Annotated in this window: 11 protein-coding genes, 1 tRNA gene and 2 pseudogenes; 8 read left to right on the plus strand and 6 right to left on the minus strand. The window is 67.9% G+C overall.

The window, feature by feature from the left end; translation table 11 throughout:
- Positions 1–41: 41 nt before the first annotated feature.
- The 3 genes and pseudogenes from BM198_RS22060 (at position 42) to BM198_RS30550 (ending at position 1,893) form a co-directional block, all read left to right on the plus strand.
- Positions 42–737: a Crp/Fnr family transcriptional regulator gene (locus tag BM198_RS22060; protein ID WP_074972423.1), complete on the plus strand. Its 696-nt coding sequence runs from the start codon at positions 42–44 to the stop codon at positions 735–737.
- A gap of 469 nt (positions 738–1,206) precedes the next feature.
- Positions 1,207–1,497, plus strand: a pseudogene (locus tag BM198_RS30800) (methyl-accepting chemotaxis protein); the annotation flags it as partial.
- 24 nt (positions 1,498–1,521) lie between these two features.
- Complete coding sequence (locus BM198_RS30550; RefSeq protein WP_236213881.1) at positions 1,522–1,893, plus strand: CZB domain-containing protein; 372 nt, start codon at positions 1,522–1,524, stop codon at positions 1,891–1,893.
- A 7-nt stretch (positions 1,894–1,900) separates the two neighbouring features.
- Here the strand turns inward: BM198_RS30550 and BM198_RS30805 are convergent.
- Together BM198_RS30805 and BM198_RS22075 are read right to left on the minus strand one after the other, a co-directional pair.
- A pseudogene (locus tag BM198_RS30805) lies at positions 1,901–2,308 on the minus strand (methyl-accepting chemotaxis protein); the annotation flags it as partial.
- 617 nt (positions 2,309–2,925) lie between these two features.
- The gene (locus BM198_RS22075; protein ID WP_074972428.1) at positions 2,926–3,936 is read right to left on the minus strand and encodes an AraC family transcriptional regulator; all 1,011 of its coding nucleotides are present in this window, start codon (positions 3,934–3,936) and stop codon (positions 2,926–2,928) included.
- Positions 3,937–4,038: 102 nt separating this feature from the next.
- Between BM198_RS22075 and BM198_RS22080 the strand changes: the two genes are divergently transcribed.
- Together BM198_RS22080 and BM198_RS22085 are read left to right on the plus strand one after the other, a co-directional pair.
- The gene (locus BM198_RS22080; protein WP_074972430.1) at positions 4,039–5,106 is read left to right on the plus strand and encodes a fatty acid desaturase; all 1,068 of its coding nucleotides are present in this window, start codon (positions 4,039–4,041) and stop codon (positions 5,104–5,106) included.
- Positions 5,107–5,223: 117 nt separating this feature from the next.
- A complete protein-coding gene (locus BM198_RS22085; protein WP_044401971.1) occupies positions 5,224–5,388 on the plus strand; it encodes a rubredoxin in 165 nt (54 codons plus the stop codon).
- Between the two features lie 66 nt (positions 5,389–5,454).
- Here the strand turns inward: BM198_RS22085 and BM198_RS22090 are convergent, their stop codons facing one another.
- The gene (locus BM198_RS22090) at positions 5,455–6,027 is read right to left on the minus strand and encodes a TetR/AcrR family transcriptional regulator (protein WP_074972432.1); all 573 of its coding nucleotides are present in this window, start codon (positions 6,025–6,027) and stop codon (positions 5,455–5,457) included.
- An 82-nt stretch (positions 6,028–6,109) separates the two neighbouring features.
- Here BM198_RS22090 and BM198_RS22095 point away from each other — a divergent pair, with 82 nt between their 5' ends.
- On the plus strand, positions 6,110–6,850 hold the full coding sequence (locus tag BM198_RS22095; RefSeq protein ID WP_074972434.1) for an SDR family oxidoreductase: 741 nt from the start codon (positions 6,110–6,112) through the stop codon (positions 6,848–6,850).
- 157 nt (positions 6,851–7,007) lie between these two features.
- Positions 7,008–7,604: a 2-hydroxychromene-2-carboxylate isomerase gene (locus tag BM198_RS22100; protein ID WP_074972436.1), complete on the plus strand. Its 597-nt coding sequence runs from the start codon at positions 7,008–7,010 to the stop codon at positions 7,602–7,604.
- Here BM198_RS22100 and BM198_RS22105 read toward each other — a convergent pair.
- From BM198_RS22105 to gabD, 3 genes are all read right to left on the minus strand, one after another.
- Positions 7,591–8,799, minus strand: coding sequence for an HDOD domain-containing protein (locus BM198_RS22105; RefSeq protein ID WP_074972438.1), 1,209 nt, complete (start codon positions 8,797–8,799; stop codon positions 7,591–7,593). The two genes, BM198_RS22100 and BM198_RS22105, sit on opposite strands and share 14 nt — an antisense overlap.
- A gap of 197 nt (positions 8,800–8,996) precedes the next feature.
- Entirely contained in the window at positions 8,997–10,274 is a 1,278-nt protein-coding gene (gene gabT, locus BM198_RS22110) for a 4-aminobutyrate--2-oxoglutarate transaminase (protein ID WP_044402076.1), read from the minus strand.
- Positions 10,275–10,449: 175 nt separating this feature from the next.
- Positions 10,450–11,901, minus strand: coding sequence for an NADP-dependent succinate-semialdehyde dehydrogenase (gabD, locus tag BM198_RS22115; RefSeq protein WP_044401960.1), 1,452 nt, complete (start codon positions 11,899–11,901; stop codon positions 10,450–10,452).
- A gap of 420 nt (positions 11,902–12,321) precedes the next feature.
- Between gabD and BM198_RS22120 the strand changes: the two genes are divergently transcribed.
- A tRNA-Arg gene (locus tag BM198_RS22120) sits at positions 12,322–12,398 on the plus strand.
- Positions 12,399–12,643 lie beyond the last annotated feature (245 nt).

Consider the following 12,643-nt stretch of genomic DNA (forward strand, 5'->3'; position numbering starts at 1 on the left):
GGCCTATCCTCTGTCACCTAGCCGACAAACCCCAGCCCGCCATGCCCGAACTTTCCGACTGTCACCAACGCCTGCTCGCCGGCCACTGGTTCGCCAGCCTGCCGCAGGCCTTCCGCGAGGCCCTGCTGGGTGCCGCGCGCCCGCTGGAACTGGCGGCGGGGCAGCGCTTGTTCCGCCGCGGCGATCCGCCCTGCGGCCTGTACGCGGTGCTGGGCGGGGCGATCCGCGTGGGCGGCAGCACGGAGAACGGCAAGGAAGCGCTGCTGGCACTGGTGGAGCCGCCCCACTGGTTCGGCGAGATCTGCCTGTTCGACGGCCAGCCGCGCACCCACGACGCCTTTGCCGAAAGCCCCAGCCACCTGCTCAACGTGCCCCAGGCGGCGCTGCTGCGCCTGCTGGAACAGCACCCGGCCCGCTGGCGCGACATGGCCCTGCTGATGAGCCAGAAGCTGCGCCTGGCGTTCATCGCCCTGGAAGAGATGAGCCTGCTGCCCGCGCCCCAGCGCCTGGCCCGGCGCCTGCTGCTGATCGCCGAGGGCTACGGCGAGGCGGACGGCCAGCGCCGGGTGATCCACCTGGCCCAGGAGCAACTGGCGCAGATGCTGGCCATTTCCCGGCAGACCACCAACCAGATCCTCAAGGAGCTGGAGGCGCTGGGCCTGGTGCGCCTCATCTACGGCGGTATCGAGCTGCTGGACCTGGACGGCCTGCGCCAGCGCGCGGCCGGCGGGCGCTGAACGGTTCAAGAATCGCCGCGGCGAGGCGATAAGCTGGAAACCTGTCCTCTCTGTTCCCGGAGTCCTTATGTTCGGTGGGAAGTGGCGTCAACGCAGTGAAGAACTCGAAAGCCAGGTCAACCAACTGACCCGCGAGAACCAGCAACTACGCGAGGAGCTGGAGGCCCTTCGCCGCCAGGGCCAGGCCCGCCATACGGAGGCGGACAGCGTGCTGGCGCAGCACCAGCTCCACGGCGAGCTGCACGGCAAGCTGGGGCTGTTCGCCGACTCCCTGTCGGACACCCGCGACAGTGTGGTTGCCCAGGCCGAGCAACTGCAGGTGGAGGTGGAAAAGCTGCAGCGCCACCAGGGGGTGTTCCAGGAAACCTCCAGCCTGCTGGGTGGTTTCTCCGGCGCCCTGGCCTCCATGGCCGAACAGGGCGTGAGCAGTGTGGAAAGCGTCAACCTGCTGCGCCAGCGCGTGGAGGAGATCAGCCGCATCGTCGACCTGATCAAGGCGATTTCCGACCAGACCAACCTGCTGGCGCTCAACGCCGCCATCGAGGCCGCACGGGCCGGTGAGCAGGGTCGCGGCTTCGCCGTGGTGGCCGATGAAGTGCGTGCCCTCGCCGGGCGTACCAGCCAGGCAACCCAGGAAATCAGCCAGTTGGTGGACAGCATCAACCAGGAAACCGGCCGCGCCAGCCAGGCCATCGGCAGCCTGTCCAGCGAGTCGACGCGCCTGTCCGAGAACGTGTCCAACTCGGCACAGACGCTGGATGAAATGGTGCAGTTGGGCGAGCACATGAATCGCTTCATCGAGGGCATCGCCCTCAGCGCCTTCACCGAGGCGGTCAAGCTGGACCACCTGCTGTTCAAGCTGGGGGTCTACCAGCACCTGTTCAAGGGTGAACACCACGCCAACCTGAGCGACCACCAGCATTGCCGGCTGGGCCAGTGGTACCAGTCTTCGGCGATCCAGGCACGGTACGGCTCGCTGCGTGCCTTCCAGGCGCTCTCCGCGCCCCATGCACGGGTCCACCAGGCGGCACGAAGCGCGCTGGACGAGCTGCCAGGGAACAACCACCGGGCCCTGCTGCAGGCGGTGAACGACATGGAGGGCAGCAGCCAGGAGGTGAACCGCCTGCTGCGCGAACTGGCCCACCAGGTGCGCTGACGGTTCCCTACTCCGCCGCCCATTGGCGGGCCCATTCGGCCCAGGCATCGCAACGGGCCTGCTGCCGGGCGTGACACGCCGACCATTCCGCCTGCAGCGGCGCCAGCACCTCGCCGACCGCCTGGCTGTCCCGGTCGAGCCGTTGCAGGGTTTCGCCGAGCGGTGCCAGGGCGGCCACCCCGTCGACCAGACCCTGGTCCTGGCTGGCCAGGTGTTCGACGGCGGCGGCGGTCTGCTGGCGGATGTCCTCGGCCATGCGCCCGACTTCCTCGGTGGCCTGGGCGGTGCGTGCCGCAAGGTTGCGGACTTCATCGGCCACCACGGCGAAGCCGCGCCCGGCATCCCCGGCGCGGGCGGCTTCGATGGCGGCGTTGAGGGCCAACAGGTTGGTCTGGCTGGCGATGGACTGGATGCTCTGGGCCACCTGCTGGATGGCTTCGCTGCGGGTGGCCAGGGCCTCGACCCGCTGGCGCCCTTCCCCGCTGCGCGCCAGTTGGGCGGTGAGCCGCTGCTGTGCGGCGTCGAGGGTGGCGCGCCCCTGTTCGACCGCTTCCCGTACCTGCCGGGTGGCGGCGTCGAGGCCCTCGGCATGGGGCAGCGGCTGTGCCTCGGCGGCTTCGTCCAGCAGCGCCTGGGCGTGTTGTCGGTGGGTGTGCAACCGGGCGCGCGCGTCGGCCAGTTCGGCTTCCAGTTGCCGCCGCTCGGCGGCGTCCTGTTCCAGGTGGCGCTCCCGTTCAAGACGGGCATCGGCGGCTGGATCGATGAGCGGGGCCGGCTCTTCCGGCACCTTCCACGGGCCCAGCCAGGGACACAGGGCGAGGATCAGGTAGGCCGGCACGCTCCAGGCCAGCGGCACCTGCCAGCGGCCGTAGACCAGCATCAGCAGGGCCAGGCCCAGGGCGTGGAGGATGAAGGCGTAGGGATGGCGGGCATAGGCGGGACGCATGCGGGCCTCGGCGGTTCTTGTTATGGGTAGGCATTCTGGCTGCTCGGCCGGCCCCTCGCCAGCACGGGCAGCCGCCGGGGCCGCGCTCAGCGGGACAGGCCCTCGCGGTACTGGCTGGGGCTCTGCCCGGTCCAGCGCTTGAAGGCACGGCTGAAGCTGCTGGTGTCGGCAAAGCCGAGCAGGTAGGCGATCTCGCTGATGGAACAGCGCGGGTCGCGCATGTGGGCCAGGGCCAGGGCGTGGCGGGTGTCGCTGAGGAGGTGCTCGTAGCGGGTGCCTTCGTCGGCCAGGTGGCGCTGCAGGCTGCGCAGGCTGAGGTGCAGCGTCTGGGCGATGCCTTCGGCGGAGGGCTCGCCGTTGGGCAGGCGCGCTTCCAGGCAGGCCCGTACGCGGCTCGACCAGCTCGGGCCCTGCAGGTGTTCGAGGGTGCGCTTGAGCACCGCTTCGTTGTGTTCGGCCAGCTCGGGGTTGGCGCCTTCCAGGGGCCGCTCGAAGTCGGCGCGGGCGAATTCCAGGCGATTCTCCTCGGCAGCGAAGCGCAGCGGGCAGCGGAACACCTGGTGCCAGGGCGCCGGATCGGCGGGCTCGGAGCGACGCAGGTGCACGGCCAGGGGGGCGTAGTCGCGCCCCAGGCGGTTGCGGCAGGTGCGGACGTAGAGCGCGGCGAAGGCGTCGATGGCTTCATCGGCCGGGGCGGGGCCATCGACCGGCACCTGCAGGTGGAAGGCGTAGCGTTCGTCTTCCAGGTGCAGGCGGAGGCTGAGGGCGTCGCTGACCACCCGGTGGTAGCGCTCGATGCGTTCGAACACCTCGCGCAGGCTGGCGCTGGCGATCAGGGCGTAGCCCAGGGCGTGGAAGGTGGTGGGACCGACGAAGGCCGAGACCCGCAAACCGAGGGCGGGGTCGCCGCTGGCGGCGACGGCCAGGTGCCAGAGGCGGGTGGTGGCGGACAGCGGGTAGCGGGCGTTGGGGTCGTCCATCAGCGCCGGGTCCAGCCCGGCCTGCCGGCAGAGGGCGGCGCTGTCGAGGCCGAGGGCGTCGAGCTGCTTGCGCAGGGCGCGGGTCCAGCTGGCCAGGGTGGTGGGTTCGGCGCTCATGCAGGTTGGCGTGTCCGGTCAACAGGTTGGCGTGCTCGGTCGGGCGGCACCGCCGGGGCGGCGGCACAGTGGTGCCCACAAGACGGACAAGAGGATGTAAGCATGCCCCCGATCACCGCAAGCCCCACGCCCCTCGATGACCCGCAGCGATCAGCCCACATTCGCGAAGTGGTGATGGCCCGTGGCGCGGAGTTGCGCCAGCGCTACCCCTTCCTGCGTCACCAGGACTTCATCGGTGCGGCGATCCTGGCCTTCGCCCTGGCGGGGATGGTGGGCTCGGCACTGCTCTACCTGAACGACGTGCTGCCTGGGTGGGCATGCCTGCTGCTGAATGCGTTCTTCGCTTCGCTGACCCACGAGCTGGAGCACGACCTGATCCACAGCATGTACTTCCGCAAGCGCAAGGTGCCGCACAACCTGATGATGGCGCTGGTGTGGCTGGCCCGGCCGAGCACCATCAATCCGTGGGTCCGCCGGCACCTGCACCTGAACCACCACAAGGTCTCCGGCACCGAGGCCGACATGGAGGAGCGCGCCATCACCAACGGCGAGCCCTGGGGCATCGCCCGGCTGCTGATGGTGGGCGACAACGTGATGTCCTCGCTGATCCGCATGCTGCGGGCCAGGAGCTGGGAGCACAGGAAGTTCATCCTGGTGCGCACGCTGAAGGTCTATGCACCGCTGGCGCTGATGAACTGGGGCACCTGGTACGTCTTCCTCGGCTTCCACGCCATCAACGGCGTGAGTGCGCTGCTGGGGGCGCCGGTGGCCTGGTCGGACACCACCCTGGCGGTGATGCACGGCGTGGACATCGCGGTGGTGGTGCTGGTGGGCCCCAACGTGCTGCGCACCTTCTGCCTGCATTTCGTCAGCTCCAACATGCACTACTACGGCGACGTGGAGCCGGGCAACGTGATCCAGCAGACCCAGGTGCTCAACCCTTGGTGGCTGTGGCCGCTGCAGGCGTTCTGCTTCAACTTCGGCAGCACCCACGCGATCCACCACTTCGTGGTGAAGGAGCCCTTCTACATCCGCCAGATGACCGCGCCGGTGGCCCACCGGGTGATGCGCGAGATGGGGGTGCGCTTCAACGACATCGGCACCTTCGCCCGCGCCAACCGCTGGCGTGCCCGCGAGCAGGAGCGCCCGCTCCAGGCCCACACGGCCTGACCGTCCGCCCCAACCTTGGATGGGCCGCCGTGCGGCCCGTCTGCACGTACTATCGCTGCCCGCTGGCCGAGCCCCTCGACCCGCTTCCTGCCCCCGTGAACGACAAGAGGTAACGGCATGAAAACCTGGATCTGTGTGGTCTGCGGCCTGATCTACGACGAAGCCAAGGGCTGGCCCGAGGAAGGCATCCCGGCCGGCACGGCCTGGGGCGATGTGCCGGAGGACTGGGTCTGCCCGGATTGCGGCGTGGGCAAGGCCGACTTCGACATGCAGGAAATCTGACCCCTCCGGGGCGCCTCCGGAAACGTGGGCGAGGCCGTCAGGCCGGCAGCCCCTGGAAGTGCCCCTCTAAGCGCTGCACGCGCCCTCCAGGCAGTCGTCCACCCACCGGCGGCTGCCCTGCAACACCGCTTCCTGCGCGGGCTGGCTGGCCAGCATGCGCGCCACCACCAGGGCACCGACGCACTGGGCCAGCAGGGCCCAGGCCAGGTCGCCATCCTCGAGGATCGACGCCCAGGCGCGCTGCAGTTGCAGCAGCCAGTGCTCGGCCGTTTCCCTGACCATGGCATCCGCCCGGGCGATCTCGGCCCCGAGGGCGGGAATGGCGCAGCCGGCGGCCGGGTCCTGCACGTGGGCCAGGCTCAGGTAGTGGTGCAGGCAGCGCTGCAGGCGGGCGCGGTCGAAGCCCGGTTCGCGCGCGGCCTGGCCGATCAGGCTGCCGGACAGTTCGCGCTCGACCACGGCGGTGAAGAGGTCGTCCTTGGAGGGGAAGTGGCTGTAGAAGGCACCGCCGGTCAGGCCGATGGCCTTCATCAGGGCATCCACGCCAGTGCTGGCGAAACCGCCGCCCTTGGCGATGGCGCCGCTGCTTTCCAGCAGCTTCTGGCGGGTTTCTTCCTTGTGGCTGGGGGAGTAACGCATGGGGCTTTCCTCGCTTGACGCTGGCGCGGACTGTAGCATAACGTCCGTTCACCTAACGACCGTTTACCCAAGGTAATCCGCGATGACCCGTCAGGACAATACGAACAAGGTGGTGCTGGTGATCGGCGCCGGGGACGCCACGGGCGGAGCCATCGCCAAGCGTTTCGCCCGCGAGGGCTACATCGCCTGCGTGACCCGCCGCAGCGCGGACAAGCTGCAGGCGCTGGTGGACGAGATCCGCGCCGAAGGCGGCCAGGCCTTCGGCTTCGGCTCGGACGCTCGCAAGGAGGAGGAGGTGAACGCGCTGGTGGAGCAGATCGAGCGCGACATCGGACCGATCGAGGCCTTCGTCTTCAACATCGGCGCCAACGTGCCGTGCAGCATCCTCGACGAGACGCCGCGCAAGTACTTCAAGATCTGGGAAATGGCCTGCTTCGCCGGCTTCCTCACCAGCCAGGCGGTGGCCAAGCGCATGGTCACCCGCGAGCGCGGCACGCTGCTGTTCACCGGGGCCACGGCGGGCCTGCGCGGGGCGGCCGGCTTCGCCGCCTTCGCCGGGGCCAAGCACGCCATCCGCGCGCTGGCCCAGAGCATGGCGCGGGAGCTGGGGCCGAGGAACATCCACGTCGCTCATGTGGTGGTGGACGGTGCCATCGACACGGCGTTCATCCGCGACACCTTCCCCGACCTCTACGCGCGCAAGGACCAGGACGGCATCCTCGACCCCGAGCACATCGCCGACAACTACTGGTTCCTGCACAGCCAGCCGCGGGATGCGTGGACGTTCGAACTCGATCTGCGCCCCTGGATGGAACGCTGGTGATTACTGACGGCCGGCTGCGCGACGCTCAGGCGTTGTTGGCGTGACGCCGTGAAATGCTCATTGGCAGACGCCAACTCCGCTTTCCCGACGCCCCGCCGCCTAGCCTGAGTACCGCTCGCTCGACCCCGACTCCGTAGCGTTATTCGAAGGACAAAAAATGAACAAGAGCGTCGAATTCTTCTTTGATCTGGGCAGCCCGGCCAGCTACCTGGCCTGGACCCAGTTGCCGGCGCTGTGCGCCCGCCATGGCGCAGCGCTGCGCTACCGGCCGATGCTGCTGGGCGGGGTGTTCCAGGCCACCGGCAACGCCTCGCCCATCAGCGTACCGGCCAAGGGGCGCTACACCCTGGTGGACATGTTGCGCTTCGCCCGCCGCTACGGCGTGCCGATGGTGTTCAACCCGCACTTCCCGATCAACACCCTGACCCTGATGCGCATCGCCACCGGCCTGCAGCTGCACGAGCCGGAGCGCTTCGAGGCGTACCTGGACGCGGCCTTCCGCGCGCTCTGGCAGGACGCGAAGAACCTGGGCGATCCGTCCGTGCTGGCGGCCGTGCTGGAAGGGGCCGGCTTCGACCCGGCGACCGTGCAGGCACTGGCGGCCGAGGCGGAGGTGAAGGAGGCGCTGAAGGCGGCCACCGAGGAGGCGGTCAGGCGCGGGGTGTTCGGGGCGCCCACCTGCTTCGTGGGCACGGAGATGTTCTTCGGTCAGGACCGCCTGGACTTCGTCGAGGAGGCCCTCAGGCCTGCATGAGGCGGGCCGGCAGGCGATCCAGCAGCGAGGGGTCGAGGCGCAGCAGGCGGGCGGAGCGCTCGTCCAGCAGGTCACGCGGGGCGGCGTTGGCGGGCAGGCGCAGGAGGCCGGCGCAGAGGTTCATGGTCAGCGCCTCGCGGGAGAACACGCCGCTGCCCAGGCCGTAGAAGGCCGCCACCAGTTCGCGCAGGCCGAAGGGCAGGCGCCAGCGGATGCGCAGGGCGGAGCCGAAACCGGCGGCGCGCTTGCGCATCACGCTTTCCAGGGCGTCGTCCTCCAGGGTGCCGCCGGCGTCCTGCCAGTCCTGCAGGCTGCGCAGCAGGGCCAGTTCGCCCATGTTGTGCAGCAGGCCGGCGGTGTAGCAGAGCTCGGCATCCAGATCGAGCTCGCTGGCCATCCAGTAGCCCAGCTCGGCGCTGCGCTGGGCCTCGCGCCAGGCGATGTCGGCCAGCTCGGCCAGGCGCGGGTCGCGCAGCCGGGCGTTGCGTTCCAGGGCCATGCCGAGCACGAGGTTGAGCACTCGGGTCACGCCCAGGCGCTGCAGGGCCTGGGTGAGGGTCTGGCAGGGCGTGCCCAGGTGCTGGGCGGCGCTGTTGGCGGCGGCGATCAGCCGGGCGGTGATCTGCGGGTCGCGGGAGAAGACTTCGTCGAGGTCACGCAGGTCGAGGTCGCTGGCCTGCAGGCAGCGGCTGACGGCGTCGCGCACGTCGCTGAGCAGGGGTGCGCCCTGCCCTTCCTCGCGCACGCTGTCGAGGTATTCCTCCAGGGTGGCCACCAGCAGCGGTGCGGTCGGCTCGCGGCCTTCGCCGGCAGGCAGCAGGCTGGCCAGGCGCTGGCGCAGGCTCTCGGCATTGAAGGGCTTGCCCAGGTAGGCGGACGGCGCCAGGGGCAGCACGGCGCGCACGCTGCCGGCATCCACCCGGGCGCTGATGAGCACGAACGGCAGCATGGGGGTGCGCGGGTGGCGACGCAGCTGGCGCAGCAGCTCCAGGCCGCCACCGCCCTGCAGTTCACCGTCGGCGATCACCAGGTCGGGCAGGCGGCGCTTGCAGCGCGCCAGGGCGGTGGGCGCGTCGGCGACACGGACGAGGTTGGCGTCGGCGCGGATGTCCAGCACCAGTTGAGCGAGCAGGTCGGCCGTCCACGGGTCTGCCTCGGCAATCAGGACTTCCGGAACCTTGGCGTAGGCGGTCATGGGTACCTCGGGCTACTGCGGGAGTGCCGTGAGTGGGTGCGACGGAGTTGGCAAAAAAGAAGGCGACAAGTCTAAAGCGCCGATGAAGGGCTGAGTAGTGGCCCGATGGCATATTGACCGACTGGATGAAATCGGCTTGATCCGAGGCAAAAAAAGACCCGCCGAAGCGGGTCTCAAGTACGCCTGGCTGGTGAGCCTCAGGCGAGTTCGTCGAAGCACTCGGCGACGATGGCCAGGCCCTTGTCGAGCTGGGCATCGGGGATGGTCACCGGCATCAGGAAGCGGATCACGTTGTAGTAGGTGCCGCAGGACAGCAGGATCAGGCCTTTCTCACGGGCACGGGCCACGATCTTGCCAACCAGCTCGGCAGCGGGCTTGTGCACGTCGCCGCCTTCGAACAGTTCGATGGCGATCATGGAGCCCAGGCCGCGGACGTCGCCGATGACCTTGTGCTTGGCAGCGATGTCACGCAGGCCAGCCTTGAGGCGCTCGCCAACAGCCTGGCTGCGCTCCAGCAGTTTCTCTTCGTCGAACACCTTCAACACGGCCAGGGCCGCGGCGCAGGCGATCGGGCTGCCGGCGTAGGTGCCGCCCAGGCCACCGGGGGCGATGGCGTCCATGATCTCGGCCTTGCCGCACACGCCGGAGATGGGGAAGCCGCCGCCGACGGATTTGGCGAAGGTGGTCAGGTCCGGGGTGATGCCCAGTTGCTCGGTGGCGAAGAAGGTGCCGGTACGGCCGGCGCCGGTCTGCACTTCGTCAGCGATCAGCAGGATGCCGTGCTGGTCGCACAGGGCGCGCAGGCGCTGCATGAAGGCCTTGGAGTTGACGTAGAAGCCACCTTCGCCCTGGACCGGCTCGATGATGATCGCGGCGATGTCCTGGGGCTGGGCGTCGTTCTTGAAGATGCGCTCGATGCTGGCGATGGAGTCGTCTTCGCTCACGCCGTGCAGTTCGCACGGGGCCAGGGCACGGAACACGCCGCCGGGCATCAGGCCCATGCCGGCGGAGTACGGAACCACCTTGCCGGTCAGGGACAGGGTCATCATGGTGCGGCCGTGGTAGGCGCCGGTGAAGGCGATGACGCCGGCACGGCCGGTGGCGGCACGGGCGATCTTGACGGCGTTCTCGACGGCTTCGGAGCCGGAGGTGACCAGCAGGGTCTTCTTGGCGAAGTCACCCGGTACGCGCTTGGCGATTTCTTCGCAGAGCTCGATGTAGGGTTCGTAGGCCAGTACCTGGAAGCAGGTGTGGGACAGCTTGGTCAGCTGCTCCTGGACAGCGGCGATCACCTTCGGGTGCAGGTGGCCGGTGTTCAGCACGGCGATGCCGCCGGCGAAGTCGATGTACTCACGGCCATCCACGTCCCAGACGGTGGCGTTCTCGGCGCGCTCGGCGACCACCGGGTGGATCTGGCCAACACCACGGGCTACAGCGGCGGCACGGCGTTTCAGCAGGGATTCGTTCTTGCTCATGTCTTCCTCACGGCCGCTCATCGGGCGGCGCAGTCTCAAGGATGAATACCCCCGGTGGGCGCTTGCGCAGCATTCGATGATCGACTGCGCAGGCCCGCCGGAGGTTCGTCGGTTCAGGTTGTGGAGCTGGGGCGCCGCGCGCTCTTTCGCGCCTTGCCCCGTCTTTGCATCAGGTTCAGATCCCGCCGAGGCAGAGGTACTTGATTTCCAGGTAGTCCTCGATGCCGTACTTGGAGCCTTCGCGACCCAGGCCGGAGGCCTTGATGCCGCCGAACGGCGCCACTTCGTTGGAGATCAGGCCGGTGTTGATGCCCACCATGCCGTATTCCAGCGCCTCGGCCACGCGGAACACGCGGCCCAGGTCACGGGCGTAGAAGTAGGAGGCCAGGCCGAACTCGGTGTCGTTGGACATGGCGATGACTTCGGCCTCGTCCTTGAAGCGGAACAGCGGGGCCAGCGGGCCGAAGGTCTCTTCCTTGGCGACGGCGGCGTTCTTCGGTACGTCGACCAGGATGGTCGGCTCGAAGAAGGTGCCGCCCAGGGCGTGGGGCTTGCCGCCGGAAACGACCTTGGCGCCTTTGCTGACGGCGTCCTGGATGTGTTCCTGGACCTTGGCCACGGCCTTCTCGTCGATCAGCGGGCCGGTGGTGACACCGTCTTCCAGGCCGTTGCCGATGTTGAGCTTGGCCACGGCGGCCTTGAGCTTCTCGACGAAGGCGTCATACACGCCGTCCTGCACGTACAGGCGGTTGGCGCAGACGCAGGTCTGGCCGTTATTGCGGTACTTGGAGATCAATGCGCCTTCGACGGCGGCGTCCAGGTCGGCATCGTCGAAGACGATGAAGGGGGCGTTGCCACCCAGCTCCAGAGATACCTTCTTGATGTCCTGGGCGCATTCGGCCATCAGCTGGCGACCGATCTCGGTGGAACCGGTGAAGGACAGCTTGCGCACGGTGGGGTTGCTGGTCAGCTCGCTGCCCACTTCACCGGCGCTGCCGGTGACGACGCTGAACACGCCTTTGGGGATGCCGGCGCGCTCGGCCAGTTCGGCCAGGGCGAGGGCGGAGTACGGGGTCTGGGAAGCAGGCTTGAGCACCATGGTGCAGCCGGCGGCCAGGGCCGGGCCGGCCTTGCGGGTGATCATCGCAGCGGGGAAGTTCCACGGGGTGATGGCCGCGGTCACGCCGATGGGCTGCTTGATGACGATCAGGCGCTTGTCCGGCTGGTGGCCGGGGATGACGTCGCCGTAGATGCGCTTGGCTTCTTCGGCAAACCATTCGATGAAGGAGGCGGCGTAGGCGATCTCACCCTTGGCTTCGGCCAGCGGCTTGCCCTGCTCCAGGGTCATCAGGCGGCCCAGGTCGTCCTGGTTGGCCATCATCAGTTCGAACCAGCGACGCAGCTTGGCCGCACGCTCCTTGGCAGTGAGGGCACGCCAGGCCGGCAGAGCACGTTCGGCAGCTTCGATGGCACGGCGGGTCTCGGCAGCGCCCATCTTCGGAACGGTACCCAGGATCTCACCCGTGGCCGGGTTGTTGACCTTGATGGTCTGGCCGCTGTCAGCGTCCAGCCAGGCCCCGTCGATGTAGGCTTTCTGGCGGAACAGCGTGGCATCTTTCAATTGCATCTCTGTCTCCTTCGCACCGGTTACAAGGAGCCGGGGTCCGTTGTTTTTGTTCGGCCAACCCCAGGATTGGCCAGGAAAGGAAGTCGATTGCAGCAGCCGGGCTTGGCAGTGCAAGGGGCGTTTGAAATCTCAAACGAATGCTAGGGCCAGAGGCATCAAAGGGCAATACTACGTTCGATAAAACAGACAAAAAAATGAGCGCCCGTCGGGTTTTGCTGTGCAGAATCCGTTACGAGGAGCGTGCGCGTTCAATATTCAGAACACACCACGCAAAATGGACTCCGACGTCACGTGCAGGTATGATTGCGCGCTCTCAAGCATCCGTAGCTCAGCTGGATAGAGTACTGCCCTCCGAAGGCAATACTCGTCGAGTTGAGAAGGGTGTCAGCTAATGGTCAAATAGACTGCCGCAACACATACGCACCAGTAGCTCAGCTGGATAGAGTACCGCCCTCCGAAGGCGGGGGTCGTGGGTTCGAATCCCGCCTGGTGCGCCAATCTCCTTGATTCACAAGTCTTTTCCACAAGGCTTCGCCGATCCAGCCCCCGAATTGGCTCACTCCCCAAGACTATTCTCCATGCCAATCATCAGGTTGCGATGAGCACTGCCCTCATCGCCGCTTTTCGACTGTTTTTCGGGCTGTGCCAATTCTGTGCCTAAACCGTGCCGCACAGTCTGTTCACCTGTCGTGCCTCTACAGCTGCGCGAGTACTAGCTCGTCGTGCCTTGGCGCATAAAGGC

Source organism: Metapseudomonas otitidis (genome assembly GCF_900111835.1).
Taxonomy (GTDB): domain Bacteria; phylum Pseudomonadota; class Gammaproteobacteria; order Pseudomonadales; family Pseudomonadaceae; genus Metapseudomonas; species Metapseudomonas otitidis.